A 17,840-nucleotide genomic window follows, 5' to 3' on the forward strand; every position below is an offset into this window, starting at 1 on the left:
CGTGGCAGGATGGGCATATCGGAGGATCCGCCGGATCCACCGAAGGAAGAAGGAGGGAAACCAATGGCAGGCCAGGAGCAGCAACAGCCCCAGTCACGCGACAGCCAGGTCGACGAAGACATCCCCGAGGCACCCCCGGCACCGCCTGAGGCGCAGGCCTCGGCATCAACCGAAGGCGTGGACGACCTGCTCGACGAAATCGACGGCGTGCTGGAATCCAACGCTGAAGAGTTCGTCCGGGCATTCGTCCAAAAGGGCGGCCAGTAACCCGGACCCGGAAGGTGGCGGAAGCCGCGGAAGGCCGGGTTCTGTGCCCACGTTGAAGTACCACGTTCAAGGAGTGATGAGTGCAGGAATCAACCGCCAACCAGGTAGCCGCAAACGCCACCTCGTCCTTTACGGAACACCTTCTACGGGACCGGCCCGAGCTGCTGCCCTTTAACCGGTCCCTCCAAGGTGGTGCGTCCGCGGCTGCCCCGGTGCAGGTCCCACACGCCACCACCATCGTTGCCATGAGCTACGGCGGCGGTGTCCTGATGGCGGGGGACAGGCGGGCCACCATGGGAAATGTCATCGCCAGCAGGCACATCGAGAAGGTGTTTCCTGCGGACCACTACTCGGTCCTCGGCATCGCCGGGACGGCGGGCATCGCGATAGACCTGACCCGGCTCTTCCAGGTTGAACTCGAACACTACGAAAAGATCGAAGGAACCCAGCTGAGCCTTGAGGGAAAGGCCAACCGGCTGGGGGCCATGATCCGGGGCAACCTTCCGTTGGCCCTGCAGGGTTTGGCGGTAGTGCCCCTGTTCGCGGGTTTCGACACCACCGCCGGTGTTGGCCGGCTTTTTTCCTATGACGTCACGGGCGGCAGATACGAAGAACACGAACACCACACCGTGGGGTCAGGTTCCGTCTTCGCCCGCGGAGCCCTGAAAAAGCTTTGGCGCCCCAACCTTTCCGCAGCGGAGGCACTCTCCGTAGCCGTGGAGTCCCTCTATGACGCCGCCGACGACGATTCTGCCACGGGCGGTCCGGATACCGTCCGCCAGCTGTGGCCCGTTGTTTACACGGTGGACAGGACGGGTGCGCGCCGGGTGCCGGAGCCTGAGCTCGCTGCTGCTTCCCGCCGCGTAATTGAAGCGCGCACCATCGCCGGACGGGAGGCTTGAGATGACCCAGCAGTTTTATGTCTCGCCCGAACAGCTGATGAAGGACCGCGCGGACTTCGCGCGGAAAGGCATCGCCCGGGGCCGCTCGGTTGTGGTCATCAGTTGCGCCGACGGCATTGCACTCGTCGCCGAGAACCCTTCGCCGTCCCTCCACAAGATCGGCGAAATCTATGACAAGATCGCCTTCGCCGCGGTGGGTAAATACAACGAATTCGAAAGCCTCCGGCAGGCCGGCGTCCGCTATGCCGACGTCCGGGGATACTCCTATGACCGGGAGGACGTGACCGCCCGCGGCCTGGCAAGCGTCTACGCGCAAAGCCTGGGTGCCGTCTTCACCGCCGAACAGAAGCCTTTCGAGGTGGAACTTGCCGTCGCGGAGGTGGGCAACACGCAGGCCGAAGACCACCTGTACCGGCTGACGTTCGACGGCTCCATCGCCGACGAGCACAGCTTCGTCGTGATGGGCGGCCAGGCTGAGAAGGTGTCATCGGCCATCGACGCCGGCTGGCAGGCCTCACTTGGCTTCGCCGACGCCGTGCGGCTGGCACTGAAGGGGCTCACGCCCGTCCAGGAGGGGGAGCAGCCGGCAGCGCCGCTGCCGCCCAGCGCCCTCGAAGTGGCCGTACTGGACAGGCTTTCCGACAGCACCCGCGGCACCCGGCGCGCCTTCCGCAGGCTCAACGATTCGGACATCACAGCACTGCTGGCCTAGGAGGACCACATGGACAAGAGAATCTTCGGCATCGAAACCGAGTTCGGGATCTCTTACTCGAGCCCGGACTCCAGGCCTCTTGCTCCCGAGGAAGTGGCCCGGTACCTCTTCCGCAAGGTGGTCAGCTGGGGCCGGTCGTCCAACGTCTTCCTTACCAACGGTTCGCGGCTATACCTCGATGTAGGGTCCCACCCCGAATATGCCACGGCAGAATGTGACGATCTTGCCCAGCTGATCGCCCATGACCGTGCCGGTGAACTTATCCTTGACGACCTGGTGGATGAGGCTCAGGCACGGCTGGCTGCTGAAGGGTTCAACGGCACCGTCTACCTGTTCAAGAACAACACAGACTCCGCGGGCAACTCCTATGGCAGTCACGAGAACTACCTCATTCCCCGGCGCGGTGAGTTTTCCCGTCTTGCCGAGATCCTGATTCCGTTTCTCGTCACCCGGCAGCTCATCGCCGGGGCAGGCAAGATCCTGAAGACCCCCCACGGTGCCACCTACGCGTTTTCCCAGCGCGCCGACCACATCTGGGAGGGTGTCTCCTCCGCCACCACCAGGTCCCGCCCCATCATCAACACCAGGGACGAGCCGCACGCAGATGCTGAGTTCTACCGGCGGCTGCACGTCATCGTCGGAGACTCCAACATGTCCGAGGCGACGGCACTGATGAAGATCGGCACCGTGGACCTGGTTCTTCGGATGATCGAAGCGGGCGTGATCATGCGCGACATGCGGATGGAAAACCCCATCCGCAGCATCCGGGAAATCTCGCACGACCTCAGCGGCCGCGCCCTGGTCCGCCTGGCCAACGGCCGCCAACTCACAGCCCTTGAAATCCAGCAGGAGTACTTGACCAAGGTCACGGCGTTCGTCAAGGAACACGGCGCCCACAACCAGCACGTTCCCGTGATTCTGGACCTGTGGGAACGCACGCTGCACGCCATCGAGTCGGGTGATACCAGGGGCATCGACACGGAAATCGACTGGGCCATCAAGAAGAAGCTGATGGACAACTACCGCGAACGGCACGGCCTGGGCCTGGAGGCCCCCCGGATCGCCCAGCTCGACCTTACCTACCATGACATTTCCCGCAGCCGGGGACTCTTCTACCTGCTGCAGTCCCGTGGTGCGGTGCGCCGGATAGTGGACGACACAGTCATCAAGAGTGCCGTGGACGCGCCACCGCAAACCACCCGCGCAAAGCTCCGGGGGGACTTTGTCCGCCGCGCACAGGAACTGGGGCGCGACTACACGGTTGACTGGGTGCACCTGAAGTTGAACGACCGTGCCCACCAGACAATTCTTTGCAAGGACCCCTTCCGCAGCGTCGATGAACGCGTGGATGCGCTGCTGGACTCCATGGGTTGATCGGCTCCGGGCGGACGTCCAGCTTCAGGGTCTATTCTGGATGAGGTCCTTTTAACGGGGACCTCTCCACGGCACTGTCCGCCGCCACGCGGAGCGTCGTATCCACCCTGCCCCGACGAAAGTTTTCTACGTGCGCCGACTACTAGCAATCCTCCTTCCCGGCCTGCTGCTCCTGACTGCCTGCGGAGGTACAGCCTCCCAGCCCGAACCCAGCAGCCAGTCCGCCGGGGAGACTGCAAAGTTCGACTCCCTCAAGTTGACCGACAACGGGGACAAGAAGGCCCCGGGTGTGGACTTCGACAAGCCGCTGACCGTCACCCAGCCCACCATCAAAGTTGTCTCCGAAGGCAGCGGCGACACTGTGAAGGCCAACCAGGTCGCCAAAATCTCCATCCTGGCCCTGAACGGCACGGACGGATCCCAGCTGGAGGATACGTTCCCCAACGAACCTCAAAGCTTCGAGCTTAACGATGAGCTCAAGACCAGCAACGCCGTCATCTACAACGCTTTCGTGGGCGCAAAGGTGGGTTCCAGCCTTGCCCTCGCCGTCCCCGGCCAGCAGAGTGCACCGTCGGCAAGTCCCAGCCCATCGGACAGCGCAAGCCCCAGCGCCAGCCCCAGTGCCGCTGCCGATCCCACCCAGCTGCTGATCATCAAGGTTCTTTCCGCCTCGGACCCCACTCCCGTTCTGGACAAGCCGCAGGGTGAAACCGTATCGCCGCCGGCCGGACTGCCTACGGTGACTGAAAAGGACGGCGTGCCGGAGATCAATGTAGCGGGTGCAGCCGCGCCCACGTCGCTCGTATCGCAGGACCTGGTCAAGGGCACCGGCGCCACCGTCAAGGAATCCGACACGCTCACCGTAAACTACGTGGGCGTCAACCTCAGTGACGGCACCAAGTTCGATTCCAGCTTTGACCGTGGCCAGCCCGCCACTTTCCCGCTCTCCGGCGTCATCAAGGGCTGGACCCAGGGCCTCACCGGTAAAACCGTAGGCTCCCGCGTCCTGCTGGTCATCCCCAAGGACCTGGCTTACGGTGACGCCGGCCAGGGCCAGGCGAAGGGTGACCTGGTGTTCGTAGTGGACATCCTCGGGGTCAAGTAGCAAGACTTACAGGGACGCCGCGTCCTCCGCGGCAACCATCAGCACTCACGCATAGGAGCAAGCATGTCGTTTGGACAGCGGGAATTCGACCGCCAGAAGCCCGAGATCGATTTTCCGGAAGGCGACGTGCCCACGGAACTCGTCATTACCGACCTCATCGAGGGTGACGGCCGTGAGGCCAAGGCAGGGGACACCGTCTCCACCCACTATGTCGGCGTTGCCTGGTCCACAGGCGAGGAGTTCGACGCCTCATGGGGCCGCGGTGCACCGCTGGACTTCCGCGTCGGCGTCGGCCAGGTCATCCAGGGCTGGGACCAGGGGCTGCTGGGCATGAAGGTGGGCGGCCGCCGCCGCCTGGAGATCCCGTCAGAGCTGGCCTACGGCTCACGTGGCGCCGGCGGAGCCATCGCACCCAACGAAGCCCTGATCTTCGTCGTGGACCTCGTCGGGGTCCGCTGACCCCAGTCAGGGACGCCGCCATGAGCGCGGCTGGACGGAGGACAACCCTCCGCCCAGCCGCGCTTTCTGCTTTCGCCCGGGGAGTTTAGTAACGTAACCAACGTGTCCGTAACCCGCACTGAACGACTCCTCAACCTGTTGATCGCGCTGCTCAACACCCGCTACGGGCTTCACCGCAGCGAACTGCGTGACAAGGTCTACCACGACACCTCCGGCAACGACGTCGCCTTCGGGCGCATGTTCGAGCGGGACAAGAATGACCTGCGGGCGATGGGCTTTGACGTCGAGACGCTGACGGACCTGGGCTGGAGCGAGGACGATCCGGCCACCACGCGGTACCGGATCGGCAAGGAATCCAACCGGCTCCCCGATGTCGAGCTGGGGCCCGAGGAGTGGACCGTCCTCCTGCTGGCCTCCCAACTTTGGGAGCGCGCCGCGCTGGGCAGGGCAGCCCAAAGCGCACTGCGGAAGCTGCAGGCATCCGGACAGCTGGCAGAGGTGCAACTGCCTGCCGGAGTCCAGCCCCGAATCAAACCGGCAGGGCAGGCCTTCGACGACATCGTGGCAGCCATGCACGCGCGGCATCCCGTGAGCTTCACCTACCTGGCCGGCAGTACAGGCAGGGAGGAAGAACGGACTGTTGAGCCCTGGGGCCTGGGCAGCCGCTTCGGCCAGTGGTACCTGATGGGCTACGACCGGGCCCGGAAGGCCGCACGGCAGTTCCGGCTTTCCCGCCTCACCAGTGCCGTGACCGCCCTCCCGAGAGAGCAGTACGAGCCCCCCGCCGACTTCAACATCCGGGCGGAGCTGGACCGGCTGCCCGAACTGCCGCTGCGCACTGCCGTGGTGGATGTCCGGAACGGGCACCTCCTGGCCCTTCGCCGCCGGGCGGTCCCGGATGCCGGAGAGCAGGCCTCGGGCCGCCCCCGCGACGGCTACGACCGGCTCGTCCTGGAGTACCGGGACCCGGAAGTCCTGGCCGAAGAACTGGCGTCCTACGGGCCGGACGCCCTGGCAGTAGAACCCGCCGGACTCGCCGGGGCCGTACGGCGGCGGCTGCAGGGCGCGGCAGACTTCAGCGCCGAACCCGTCCCCGCATACTCCTTTACCGACACCCGTGCACGTGCTGGCCGAAAAGGAACCTCGGAGGACCAGCTCAAGCGGATGCTGCAGCTGGTGCCCTTCCTGGTCCACAACCAGGGCCTCCACATCCAGGACGTCGCCCGCCACTTCGGCGTCACCCGCGAAGAACTCGAAGCGGACCTCCGGATCCTCATTTGTTCCGGATTGCCCGAGGGCTATCCGGACGACCTGCTCGACATCCAGTGGGAAGACGACCACGTCTTCATCACCCAGGACCTCGACCTGAAAAAGCCGGTCCGGTTCACCGTCGAGGAGGCCTGCGCCCTGCTGACTGGGCTGGAGACACTCAATGGCCTGCCTGACCTGCCCGGCGGGGGCGCCCTGGAATCGGTCACCCTGAAGCTCCTGGCCGCCGCCGGGGAGGAAGGACTCCGCGCTGCCTCCATCGCCGGCCCGCAGGTAGCTCCCGCGGACGCCGAAACTCACGCCACTGTCCGCCAGGCCATCGAGTCCCGTTCGCAGCTCCACCTAACGTACTTGTCACCGCAGCGGGACGCGGTCACGGAACGCGACGTTGACCCACTGCGGCTCTATTCCCTGGACAACACGTGGTACTTCGAAGCCTGGTGCCACCTGGTGGACGGGCTGCGGAACTTCCGCCTGGACCGGGTACAGGACGTGCACCCCAACGGGGCGCCGGCTCGCAAGGCGGGGGAACGGGACGGGGGTGTCCCGGCCAAGCTGTTCACCCCGAACGACGACGACACGACCGTCACAGTCCAGCTCACCCGGCAGGGGAGGGGGCTGGCGGAGGATTATTACGCGGAGCGGACAGCCGAGCTTCCGGACGGCGGCCTGGTGGCAGAGATCCGGTTTGGCAGCACGGCATGGCTGCCGATGTTCGTGGCCCAGCACGGCGGCGCGGCCCGCATCCTGGCACCCACCGAAGTGGCCGGCGCCGCGCGGGACTGGTTGGCGGCCGCCCTGGACAGCTACGCCGGATAGACTTCTCAGCATGCCTTGGTGGTCCTGGATTCTCATTTGGGTGGCGCTCGTCGCCGTCGCCCTGCTTTTCTATGTCCTGCTGGGCATCCGTCTCTTCCGCCAGTTCATGGCAACCATGAAGGATCTCAGCGCCGCAGGCGCGAAACTGGGGCACCTGGGCTCCGTTGAGGTCCTGGAGGAATCCCATGATTTGTCCCGTCCCGTGCCGGGCTCGGCCGTTTTTGCCTCACCCGCTGACATGCGACATGATTACGAGGCATCCAAACTGGCGCGGCGCGAAGAACGCCGGCGCAGGCGAGTGCAGCGCAAGAAGGACCGGGGCCAGCCGCAGGCGCTCGGAGATCTCGACTTCACATAGAAGTAGGATGTAATTAGAGGAAAGGATTTCCCGTGGGAAGACTCTTTGATGGCCCCTGGCCAATCGTAATCATCATCGTTGTTGCTTTGCTTCTCTTCGCTGCCCCGAAGCTTCCGGCCATGGCCCGCAGCCTGGGCCAGTCGATGCGGATCATCAAGTCCGAGGTCAAGGAAATGAAGAACGACGGCAAAGCCGACACCAACACCGAGGCCTCCGGTCCGGTGGAAGGCACCATCGTGAACCACCCCAAGGCGAAGCCCGGTGAGCCGACAGACGGCACTGACGTTCCGCCGTCGACCCGCGCCTGACCTCCCGTGGCACTGTCGCGGGCCCGTAAAGCCAATCCCGAGGGGCGGATGTCGCTTTGGGAGCACCTCAAGGAGCTGAAGAACCGGCTGATTAAGTCGGCGATCGGCGTCGTCATCGGCGGCATTGGGGGCTGGATACTTTACGATCCGCTGCTGAAGGCCCTGGCGGAGCCGGTAAACCGGATTTCGAATGAGACCGGCGGCCTCGCAGCCATCAACTTCGGGACCATCGCGTCGCCCTTCGACTTCAAGCTGCAGATGTCGCTCCTGATCGGCGCTGTCATCTCCAGCCCCATCTGGATCTACCAGCTCTGGGCGTTCATCACTCCCGGGCTGACATCCAAGGAGCGGCGGTACACCCTGGGTTACATGGCCGCGGCCATCCCACTGTTCCTCGCCGGAATCTGGGTGGGCTGGCTCGTGGTTCCGCAAGTGGTCCACGCGCTGACCCAGTTCACCCCCGCCGGTTCCTCCAGCGTCATTGACGCCAGGACCTACATCGAATTCGTCACCCGCATGGTGCTGATGCTGGGCCTGGCCTTCCTGGTGCCCGTGGTGCTGGTGGGTGTCAACATGGCGGGCATTGTGTCCGGACGCACCATCCTCAAGGCCTGGCGAATCACGGTTTTCCTGGTCTTTGTCCTGGCTGCCATCGCCGCGCCCGGTGCTGACGCGATATCGATGTTCATGCTGGCGGGACCGCTGCTGGCACTGTTCTTCGCAGCAATCGGCATCTGCATCATGAACGACAAGCGCCGCGACCGCCGCCAGGCGCGGCAGGTGGAGGAGACCGAGGCCACCGCAGACATCGCCACCCCAAGCAGCGAACTCAAGAAGCTCTAGGCTGCCGTTAGGCTTGGGGTATGTCCTCCACCACCGGACCCTTCTCCACCGGCCCTATCGATCCTGAAGAGCTGTCTCCCGCTGAGCGCTACCGTGCCAGCGCCGAACGCAGGGCCGAGGCAGCCACCCCCCTCGGATCGTTCAGCGGGACCCTGGACTTTGAACTGGATGACTTCCAAAAGCAGGCATGCCGTTCCCTCCAGGAGGGCAGGGGAGTCCTGGTGGCCGCCCCGACCGGTGCCGGCAAGACCATAGTGGGGGAGTTTGCCATCTACCTCGCCCTGCAGCGGGGGCTGAAGGCCTTCTACACCACGCCCATCAAGGCGCTCAGCAACCAGAAGTTCAGCGAACTGAGCGAAAAGTATGGTTCGGACAACGTTGGCCTCCTGACCGGTGACACCAGCATCAATGGCGATGCCCAGGTGGTGGTCATGACCACGGAAGTCCTGCGGAACATGCTGTACGCGGATTCGGCCACGCTGGCCGATCTTGGCTACGTGGTGATGGATGAGGTGCACTACCTCGCCGACCGGTTCCGCGGGGCAGTGTGGGAAGAAGTCATCATCCACCTGCCCAGCGAGGTGCAGGTCGCCTCGCTCAGCGCCACGGTCTCCAACGCGGAGGAATTCGGCGCCTGGCTGGACACCGTCCGCGGTGACACCGACATCATCGTTTCCGAACACCGGCCGGTACCGCTGTGGCAGCATGTCATGGTGGGCCGGCAGATCATGGACCTGTTCGCCGGGGAAACCACCTTTGACGAGATCGCCCCGCCCGTTGAGGACGAGGACGAGCTACCGGCCAAGCCCGGCAAACCTGCGAACAACGCCAAGGGGCGCGGCTTCGACGTCAACCCGGACCTGCTGGCCGTGGCCCAGAGCGAAACCCAGCAAAGTTTCCGCAGCAGCCGCCCGGGCCCCGGGAGCCGGGGCCAACGCGGCAGGCGCGGAAACGACCGCCTGGGGCGGGGCGGAGAGCCCAGGGGAGTGCGGCCGGCCAGCCGCCCCCAGGTCATCGCGAGCCTGGACCGGATGGACCTCCTGCCTGCCATCACCTTCATCTTTTCCCGCGCCGGCTGCGAGGCAGCGGTGGCCCAGTGTGTCGGGTCCGGACTGTGGCTCACAACGGAAAGGGAGCAGCGGATCATCGCCCAGCGCGTGGATGAAGCCGGGCAGGACATCCCGCCGGACGACCTCGACGTCCTGGGCTTCTGGACCTGGCGGGACGGCCTGGTCCGCGGTTTTGCTGCCCACCACGCCGGGATGCTGCCCACTTTCAAGGAGGTAGTGGAGAAGCTTTTCGCCGACGGACTGGTGAAGGCTGTCTTCGCCACGGAAACCCTTGCCTTGGGCGTGAACATGCCCGCACGTTCCGTGGTGCTGGAAAAGCTGGACAAGTTCAACGGCGAAGCCCACGTGGACATCACTGCAGGTGAATACACCCAACTGACTGGCCGGGCGGGCCGCCGCGGGATCGACATCGAGGGCCACGCCGTGGTGTTGTGGCAGCCCGGAACGGACCCGACGGCGGTGGCAGGCCTGGCGTCCCGGCGCACCTACCCGCTCAACTCGAGCTTCCGGCCCACCTACAACATGAGCATCAACCTCCTGGCGCAGTTTGGCCGGTCCCGGGCCCGCGAAATCCTGGAGTCCTCCTTTGCCCAGTTCCAGGCCGACCGCTCCGTGGTGGGCCTGGCCAGGCAGGTACGCAGCCGCGAGGAATCGCTGGCAGGCTACGCCAAGTCCATGACCTGCCACCTGGGCGACTTTACGGAGTATGCCCGGCTGCGCAGGGAACTCTCCGATGCCGAGAGCGCCACGTCCCGGACCAAGTCACGGGTCCAGAAGTCGCTCAGTGGCGACTCCCTTGCCCGTCTCCTGCCGGGGGACGTAGTGAACGTCCCCGGCGGACGCGCCCCGGGGCCCGCCGTCGTCCTCAGCTCCGACCACGGCAGCCGCGAACCCCGGCCTGCCGTGCTCACGCTGGACAACCAGTTGCGCCGCATTGGTACGGATGACCTGGAAGGTCCCATCGCGCCGGTGACCCGGATCCGCATTCCGAAGTCCTTCAATGCCAAGGTGCCCAAGTCACGGCGCGATCTTGCGTCCTCCGCCCGGAACGCGCTGCGGGAGAACCGGCCGCCCGCTCCCGGCCAGAACCGCAACCACGATTTTGGCCGCGGCGCAGCCTTTCCCAACCAGGAGAAGCGTATTGCCGCCCTGCGCCGGGCCCTGAAGGCGCACCCCTGCCATGGATGCAGCGAACGGGAAGACCACGCCCGGTGGTCGGAGCGCTGGTGGAAGCTGCGGCGCGAAACGGACGGGCTGGTCCGCCAGATCCAGGGCCGGACCAACACCATCGCCAAAACCTTCGACCGGGTCTGCGATGTCCTGTCCGCCTACGGATATTTGGAGGAGACCGGGGACGGCGGGCTCAAGATCAGCCCGGATGGCCAGCGGCTGCGCCGGATCTACGGCGAGAAGGACCTGCTGATCTCGCAGTCCCTGCGCCTGGGCGCCTTCGATGACCTGGACGCCGCCGAAGTGGCCGCCCTGGCCAGCGTCCTGGTATTCCAGGCCAAACGCGAAGACCGGGGACTGCGGCCGCGCATGCCCAGCGTCTCCCTGGAAACTTCGGTGGACATCGTGGTGAGGGAGTGGTCCGTGCTTGAGGACGTGGAAGAGGAGAACAAGCTTCCGCTGACCGGCGAGCCTGAACTGGGCCTGGTCTGGCCCCTCTACAAGTGGGCCCGCGGCCGCCACCTGCAGGATGTCCTGAGCGGCACCGACCTCGCGGCCGGCGACTTTGTCCGCTGGGTCAAGCAGGTGGTGGACCTCCTGGACCAGCTGGCAAAGATCCCCGGCCTTGATCCGCGGCTGGCACGGCTTTGCGCCGAGGCGATCAACCTCATCCGCCGCGGCGTCGTTGCGTACTCGTCCGTCCTCTAATCCCGCTTTTACCCCTGCCGGCCGCCGCCGGGCTGCCCAAACCCCCAGGAGTCATTCCCACCATGCCGAGCCCAGAAGCCACGTCCCGTCCTGCCCCGGTGCTGTACCGGAATGGGTCCGTCTACACCGCGGCAGATCCGTTCGCCACGGCCATGCTGGTGGACGGCGACACCGTTGCCTGGGTCGGGTCGGAGCAGGCGGCATCGTCCATTGCCGACAGTTCCATGGAGGTCATTGATCTTCGCGGCGCGCTGGTGGCCCCCGGGTTCGTCGATTCGCACATGCACCTGACCGAAACCGGGATCGCACTGGAGTCACTGCAGCTGGGGGCCGTGACCTCCGCCCGCGCCCTGCTGGACGCAGTTGCCGGGGCCTGGGGTACCGGGCCCGTGCTCGGCCACGGCTGGGACGAGACCACCTGGGCGGACTCCACCCTGCCCAGCGCCGAAGAACTGGAGCGGGCAGCGGGCGGTCGTCCGGTCTACCTCTCGCGGGTGGACGTGCATTCGGCACTGGTCTCACCGTCGCTGGCACAGTCCGCGGGCCTGCGCGGCAAGGACGGGTACGACGGCGGACCCCGGGTAACGCGGGCGGCCCACGACGCAGCCCGGCTGGCAACGCGGCAGCTGCCGCGGGAGTCACTGAAGCGGCACCAGGAGCGTGCCCTGGCGGAGGCAGCGGCCAACGGTTACGTCGCCGTGGCCGAGATGGGGGCGCCGCATATCGGCGGCGTCGATGATCTGAAGCTTGCTGCCGCCTGGAACGGTGGTGTGGAAGGCGGCGCGCAGTTCCCGGAAGTGCTGCCGTACTGGGGGGAACTGGTTTCGACCGAGGAACAGGCCCGAGCCCTCGTTGGACAGTTCGATGGAGGCATCCGCGGCCTGGCCGGCGACCTCAACATTGATGGTTCGCTGGGTTCCCGCACTGCCGCGCTGCGGGCCGACTACAGCGATGCAGCCCAGGAGCGCGGTGCGCTCTACCTCAGCGTGGACCAGGCGGCGGCACACCTTGCCGCGTGTTCCCTCGCCGGGATCCAGGGTGGGTTCCACGTGATCGGTGATGCCGGGCTTGATGCCGCGCTGGAAGCGCTGGACCTGGCGGCCAAGGAGGTAGGGGAGCAGCGGGTGCGTGCCGCCGGCCACCGATTCGAGCATGTGGAGATGGCTGATGCGGCTGCTGTGGCCAAGCTGGCCCACCACTCCGTGACGGTCAGCGCCCAGCCGGCCTTCGATGCAGCCTGGGGCGGAGCAGGCGGACTTTACGAGCAGAGGCTGGGGGAGCGCAGCCGGTCCATGAATCCGTTCGCCGCCTTCTACTCGGCGGGTGTTCCTGTTTGCTTTGGCAGTGACAGTCCCGTCACCCCCCTCCGTCCGTGGGCCAGCGTGCGCGCCTGCGTGGAACATCACAACGCGGCAGAACGGATTTCCGCACGCGCAGCGTTCCTGGGCCACACCCGCGCCGGCTGGAGGGCCGCCCGTCACGCAAACCCCATGGCGGGCCAGCTGGTTCCCGGGGCGCCCGCCAGTTTTGCCGTCTGGGAGGTGGAGGAACTGATGGTCCAGGTGGCGGATGGGCGGGTACAGTCCTGGAGCACCGATCCGCGGGCGAGGACCCCCCTGCTTCCCGCCCTGGACACCGGCTCCGACCCGGTATGCCTCCAAACCGTCAAAAACGGCACCGAACTGTTCGCCAACCCGGCACTGCGTTCCTGACCCGGGAACTGTCCGCCCTATAATGGGGAGTTGCGCCCGGCGCCGGCAAGCCCGGCTACAGGTGCACCGACCACTTCCACCAGGAAAGGCCCTTTGTGCGCGTCCTTACGATCATTCCCACCTACAACGAACTGGAATCGCTGCCCAAGACGCTCCAGCGCCTTCGGAAGGCCGTTCCGGCGTCGGACGTGCTGGTGGTTGATGACAACAGCCCTGACGGCACCGGGCAACTTGCCGACGGCTTCGCTGCCGAGGATTCCCAGGTCCATGTCCTGCACCGCAAGGGCAAGGAAGGCCTGGGCGCGGCCTACATTGCAGGTTTCAAGTGGGGTCTGGAGGCCGGCTACGACGTCCTGGTCGAAATGGACGCAGACGGTTCCCACCAGCCCGAACAGCTTCCCCAACTGATTGAAGCGGTGGACCAGGGCGCCGACCTGGCCATGGGCTCGCGCTGGGTTCCCGGCGGCAGCGTGGTCAACTGGCCCCTGTACCGCCAGGCGATCTCGCGGGTGGGAAGCACCTACGCCCGGCTGATGCTGGGCCTGCCCATCAAGGACGTGACGGGCGGCTTCCGCGCGTTCCGCAGGACCACCCTGGAGAAGCTCAACCTGGACCAAGTGGACTCGGTGGGGTACGGCTTCCAGGTGGACCTGGCGTGGCGTGTTGCCAAGCTGGGCCTGCGCATTGAGGAACGGCCCATCACCTTCGTTGAGCGTGAGCTGGGAGCGTCGAAGATGAGCGGCAACATTGTCGTCGAAGCCATGATCAACGTCACCAGGTGGGGTCTGGCCGCCCGGTGGAACACCCTGGCCGGCAAGCTGAAGAACAAGCAGGCATGATTCTCCGTTAGGCCGAAACCTGGCAGGGTTCGGAAGGCGAAAAGGGGGCGGCCCCGCACCGAAGTGCGGGGCCGCCCCCTTTTTTTGCGGCTGGCCTGCCTAGGCCGAGCGGCGCTCTCCGCGGCGTTCGCGGAGGATGGTCAGCCGGTCCTCGAGGATCTGTTCGAGTTCAGGCAGGGAACGGCGTTCCAGCAGCATGTCCCAGTGGGTGCGCACTGCCTTGTCGTTGCTGGTGTCCGGCTTTTCGCCGTCAACCAGGAGCGCCTCCTTGCCGGTCTTGGAGACCCACACCGGAGGAATTTCCGCCTCGGAGGAGAACGTGACGAAGACCTGCTCGCCATCCGCGCAACGGTATTCAACCCGCTGGCGCGGAGCCGGCTCAACTCCGGACTCGGTCTCCATGCTCTGCGCACCAAGGCGCATGCCCCGCAGGCTGCGATCGCTCATGTTTTCTCCCTCTGGTCGGTTCGCGGATCAGATCTCCGCGCTAGCCGGTGGCGCCGTGGCCCCGCCGGACTACTGTGTGCACTGTGCTGCATCATTGGATTCAACGCATTGCGAAGCTTGGTTGTTCCAGCCGGTATTCTCCTGCCGGACAAATACCCGATTATACGGGTGTTATTCCATCAAAGCCAAACAGGGAGGGTTCCGCGGTTTCCCGCGGAACCCTCCCTGTTTCCTGCGCTGCTAAGGTTGGCTGCGCTCGGCCGGCGTCTGCTCGAAGAGCCCGGAGACGGCGGCTTCGGCATTGGTGCCACCAATGGCGCTGCCGATGCCCTTCAGGGCTTCCCCAACCTCGCTCGGGATGATCCAGAGTTTGTTGGCCGACCCCTCGGCCAGCTTGGGCAGCGTCTGGAGGTACTGGTAGGCCAGCAGTTTCTGGTCCGGGTTTCCTTTGTGGATTGCATCGAAGACCTTCTGGATCGCCTGCGACTCGCCGTCTGCGCGAAGAATGGCGGCTTTGGCCTCGCCTTCGGCCTTGAGGATCGCAGCCTGTCGCTGGCCTTCTGCCGTCAGGATGGCGGATTGCTTGGTTCCCTCTGCGGTGAGGATGGCGGCGCGGCGGTCACGCTCCGCGCGCATCTGCTTCTCCATGGAATCCTGGATGGAGTGCGGCGGGTCGATGGCCTTCAGTTCCACTCGTGAGACACGGATGCCCCAGCGGCCGGTTGCCTCGTCCAGGACGCCGCGCAGCTGCCCGTTGATCTGGTCGCGGGACGTGAGGGCTTCCTCCAGGTTGAGTCCGCCCACCACGTTGCGCAGCGTAGTGGTGGTGAGCTGTTCCACGGCCTGGATGTAATTGGCGATCTCGTAGGTGGCCGCGCGGGGGTCCGTTACCTGGAAGTACACCACCGTATCGATGGAAACCACCAGGTTGTCTTCGGTAATGACCGGCTGCGGCGGGAAGGACACCACCTGTTCGCGCAGGTCCAGGAGCGGCAGGAGCCGGTCCACGAATGGAATCAGGATCGTCAGGCCCGGGTTCAGCGTCCGCTGGTACTTGCCGAGCCGTTCAACGACGCCGGCACGTGCCTGCGGAATGATCCGGACGGCCCGGACCAAAACTATGATGACAAAGACGATCAGGACCACCAGCACGATGGCCAGTGCGGTTCCGCCTGCGTTATTCATACAACTCCTTGTTCCCCAATTGTCAGGTTGTATCTGGTCCGGCAGCCGCCGTCGGCGGCACCGAAACCACTGCTGTTGCGCCGTCGATGGCCGCTACGACCACTTTCTGGCCCGCGGGAAGGACTCCCGCGGCGGAGCGGGCGCTCCAAATGTCGCCGCCGATTTTCACCAGGCCGCCGTCTGAGGTGACTGCTTCCATGACCACGGCCGGTTCGCCAATAAGCCGGTCCACATTGGTCCGCTGTTCGGAAGGGCCCTTTTTCAGGTGCGAGAGCGCCACCGGGCGGACAAAGGCAACCATGAGCAGGGACACGATGCAGAAGATGACCACCTGCAGCCAGGGATCGGCGCCGGCGAAGTCGGCGACCAGTGCAGCGAGTGAACCGCCGCCGAGCATAATGAAAAACAGGTCAAGCGTGATCATTTCGATCACGGCAAACGCCAGGAAGGCCGTGAGCCACACGGCCCACCAGTTTTCCCCAAGCCATTCGAACATCCCTGTTTCCCCCTTCGTCACGGGGGAGCCGCATCCACGGACCCGCCAGTAACTGTCTTTTCATCCTAGTCTGCGGTCCTGGTGTGTGGGCCGGATCATGGATGCTGCCGGGGGATAGTGGCCAAGTCGTTACGGGGCATCCTGGGTGGTGGGCCGGAAGACAAAGAGCCTGAACTTCGCCTGTGCCGCCACCGGCTCAGGGGTGTCTTCGAGCCGGGCGGCGATCCGGTCCCGGTCCAGGTGGTGGCCCGCGGGTCCCATGAACGCCAGGTCCGCGGCGGCGGCGCGGCTGAGCTCCAGCGCGATGTCGACGTCGAGGGTGCTTTCCGCCTCGAAGTGGCCGGCCATCGCCGCGGCCAGGCGTTCGTCCTTGCCTTCTTCGATCCCCAGCATCCCGGTCACCTCGGCGAGCTCCGCGAGGTGTCCGCTGCGCGGCGCCACCACCACCAGCGCGCCGGTGGGGCGCAGGACGCGGGCGAACTCGGCGGGGTTCCGCGGGGCAAAGACCACGGTGACGGCGTCCACTGAATTGCTTTCCACCGGAAGGGGCTGCCAGGTATCCCACACCAGGTTGACCGCTTCGGGATTGAGACGCGCGGCGCGCCGGAGGGCGAATTTGGAGATGTCCAGGCCGATGGCGGACGACTGGCGCCCGGCGGCAGCCGCGGCGTCGAGGATCTCGCGCAGATAGTGCCCGGTGCCCGTCCCGGAGTCCAGCACCACTGCACCTTCCGCCGGCAGGTTGGGCACGACGGCGGCAGCCAGCGCCTGCGCCATCGGCCGGTAGTGGCCGTCCCCCAGGAAGTTGAAACGTGACGCCACCATGGCCGCACTGTCCGGCTCGAAGGGTGAGCCCTTGCCCACAAGGAGGTTGAAGTAACCCTGGCGGGCGGCGTCGAAGCTGTGTCCGTTGCGGCAGACCAGGCTCGGTTGGCGGGCACCCTCCGCTTCCCGATGCTCCAGCGGATCTGAGCAGACAGGACAGAGGAGGGGGACATCCGCAGAAGGCATGGGAACAATCTTAGGGCTGCCGGGACCGGAATCCCTGCCCGCCGACTTGCCCGGGTGGCAGCTGGGATCAGTCGACGGAAATGCCGGCCGGGCCGGCGTCGAACCCCAAACCTTCCCGCGCCTTGCCGATGCCGGCCTCCGCCCAGTGCGCCGCATACTCCGCGTTGCTGCTCAGGGACCGGAGCTGGGCCCGGTCCAGGTACAGGATGCCGTGGAGATGGTCCGTCTCATGCTGCACAATGCGCGCCTGCCACCCGGCAAACCCGCGTCGCTCCGCCTCGCCGTCGGGCGTCAGATACTCCAGGAGCACCGACTCCGGGCGGGCCACCACAGCCTGGAGCCCGTTCAGGGAAAGGCACCCCTCATAAAAGGACGCGAGTTCCGGCCCCAGGGGCGTGTACCGCGGGTTCAGGATGGCCAGGAACTCCAGCGGGCTGCGGTTCCTTAGGGTTGCAGCTTCCGGGTCAACGTTGAACTGGTCCTCCAGGACAGCAAGCTGAAGGGGAATGCCCAGTTGCGGGGCGGCCAGGCCCACGCCGGGGGCCTCATGCATGACCTGGCGCATGATCCCGATCAACAGGTGCAACTGCTCCGCGGACAACTGGCCGTCGAACTCGGCGGCACGCTGGCGCAGCGCCGGATGGCCCGCCTGGACGATGGGTGGAAGGGACGCGGCGGCCAGGATCCGCTCCACGGCCTCACGGATCTCGTTGGCACCGGCAGTTGTTTGGGGAACGGTCTGGGTCATGGGGACAGCCTACTGGCCGGGCCGCGGGGGAACCTTCG

The 17,840-nt window shown here is 65.7% G+C and carries 18 protein-coding genes; 13 read left to right on the top strand and 5 right to left on the bottom strand.

Features of this window, described 5'->3' with window-relative positions:
- The first annotated feature begins 63 nt into the window (after positions 1-63).
- From JCQ34_RS09600 to JCQ34_RS09660, 13 genes are all read left to right on the top strand, one after another.
- Entirely contained in the window at positions 64-267 is a 204-nt protein-coding gene (locus tag JCQ34_RS09600) for a ubiquitin-like protein Pup (RefSeq protein WP_015937113.1), read from the top strand.
- 80 nt (positions 268-347) lie between these two features.
- Positions 348-1,169 (top strand): proteasome subunit beta, encoded by an 822-nt coding sequence (gene prcB / locus JCQ34_RS09605; protein WP_286404212.1) that lies wholly within the window; start codon positions 348-350, stop codon positions 1,167-1,169.
- A gap of 1 nt (position 1,170) precedes the next feature.
- Positions 1,171-1,881, top strand: a complete 711-nt coding sequence (gene prcA, locus JCQ34_RS09610) for a proteasome subunit alpha (RefSeq protein ID WP_286404213.1) — start codon at positions 1,171-1,173, stop codon at positions 1,879-1,881.
- A gap of 9 nt (positions 1,882-1,890) precedes the next feature.
- Positions 1,891-3,255: a Pup--protein ligase gene (pafA, locus tag JCQ34_RS09615; RefSeq protein ID WP_286404215.1), complete on the top strand. Its 1,365-nt coding sequence runs from the start codon at positions 1,891-1,893 to the stop codon at positions 3,253-3,255.
- 130 nt (positions 3,256-3,385) lie between these two features.
- Positions 3,386-4,360: an FKBP-type peptidyl-prolyl cis-trans isomerase gene (locus tag JCQ34_RS09620; RefSeq protein WP_286404216.1), complete on the top strand. Its 975-nt coding sequence runs from the start codon at positions 3,386-3,388 to the stop codon at positions 4,358-4,360.
- A gap of 63 nt (positions 4,361-4,423) precedes the next feature.
- Positions 4,424-4,819, top strand: a complete 396-nt coding sequence (locus JCQ34_RS09625; protein WP_066275847.1) for an FKBP-type peptidyl-prolyl cis-trans isomerase — start codon at positions 4,424-4,426, stop codon at positions 4,817-4,819.
- A 102-nt stretch (positions 4,820-4,921) separates the two neighbouring features.
- On the top strand, positions 4,922-6,907 hold the full coding sequence (locus tag JCQ34_RS09630) for a helix-turn-helix transcriptional regulator (RefSeq protein ID WP_286404218.1): 1,986 nt from the start codon (positions 4,922-4,924) through the stop codon (positions 6,905-6,907).
- A gap of 10 nt (positions 6,908-6,917) precedes the next feature.
- A complete protein-coding gene (locus JCQ34_RS09635; protein WP_286404220.1) occupies positions 6,918-7,265 on the top strand; it encodes a hypothetical protein in 348 nt (115 codons plus the stop codon).
- Positions 7,266-7,297: 32 nt separating this feature from the next.
- Positions 7,298-7,573 carry a Sec-independent protein translocase subunit TatA gene (gene tatA / locus JCQ34_RS09640; protein WP_286404222.1) on the top strand — a complete coding sequence of 92 codons (276 nt, stop codon included), beginning with the start codon at positions 7,298-7,300 and terminating at the stop codon, positions 7,571-7,573.
- 48 nt (positions 7,574-7,621) lie between these two features.
- On the top strand, positions 7,622-8,416 hold the full coding sequence (tatC, locus tag JCQ34_RS09645) for a twin-arginine translocase subunit TatC (RefSeq protein WP_142133818.1): 795 nt from the start codon (positions 7,622-7,624) through the stop codon (positions 8,414-8,416).
- A 20-nt stretch (positions 8,417-8,436) separates the two neighbouring features.
- On the top strand, positions 8,437-11,364 hold the full coding sequence (locus JCQ34_RS09650; RefSeq protein ID WP_286404225.1) for a DEAD/DEAH box helicase: 2,928 nt from the start codon (positions 8,437-8,439) through the stop codon (positions 11,362-11,364).
- 62 nt (positions 11,365-11,426) lie between these two features.
- Entirely contained in the window at positions 11,427-13,076 is a 1,650-nt protein-coding gene (locus JCQ34_RS09655) for an amidohydrolase (protein ID WP_286404227.1), read from the top strand.
- A gap of 95 nt (positions 13,077-13,171) precedes the next feature.
- The gene (locus JCQ34_RS09660) at positions 13,172-13,915 is read left to right on the top strand and encodes a polyprenol monophosphomannose synthase (RefSeq protein WP_236798392.1); all 744 of its coding nucleotides are present in this window, start codon (positions 13,172-13,174) and stop codon (positions 13,913-13,915) included.
- A 99-nt stretch (positions 13,916-14,014) separates the two neighbouring features.
- On the opposite strand, the gene JCQ34_RS09665 is transcribed toward JCQ34_RS09660, so the two are convergent.
- The 5 genes from JCQ34_RS09665 to JCQ34_RS09685 all read right to left on the bottom strand — a co-directional run bounded on the left by JCQ34_RS09665 (position 14,015) and on the right by JCQ34_RS09685 (position 17,802).
- Positions 14,015-14,362, bottom strand: coding sequence for an RNA polymerase-binding protein RbpA (locus tag JCQ34_RS09665; RefSeq protein ID WP_026266052.1), 348 nt, complete (start codon positions 14,360-14,362; stop codon positions 14,015-14,017).
- 240 nt (positions 14,363-14,602) lie between these two features.
- Positions 14,603-15,547, bottom strand: a complete 945-nt coding sequence (locus JCQ34_RS09670) for an SPFH domain-containing protein (RefSeq protein WP_286404232.1) — start codon at positions 15,545-15,547, stop codon at positions 14,603-14,605.
- 22 nt (positions 15,548-15,569) lie between these two features.
- A complete protein-coding gene (locus tag JCQ34_RS09675) occupies positions 15,570-16,043 on the bottom strand; it encodes an NfeD family protein (RefSeq protein WP_286404233.1) in 474 nt (157 codons plus the stop codon).
- 129 nt (positions 16,044-16,172) lie between these two features.
- Positions 16,173-17,054, bottom strand: coding sequence for a putative RNA methyltransferase (locus JCQ34_RS09680; RefSeq protein WP_286404235.1), 882 nt, complete (start codon positions 17,052-17,054; stop codon positions 16,173-16,175).
- 67 nt (positions 17,055-17,121) lie between these two features.
- Positions 17,122-17,802 (bottom strand): peptide deformylase, encoded by a 681-nt coding sequence (locus tag JCQ34_RS09685; protein WP_286404237.1) that lies wholly within the window; start codon positions 17,800-17,802, stop codon positions 17,122-17,124.
- Positions 17,803-17,840 lie beyond the last annotated feature (38 nt).

The sequence above is a fragment of the Pseudarthrobacter defluvii genome, assembly GCF_030323865.1.
Taxonomy (GTDB): Bacteria; Actinomycetota; Actinomycetes; order Actinomycetales; family Micrococcaceae; genus Arthrobacter; species Arthrobacter sedimenti.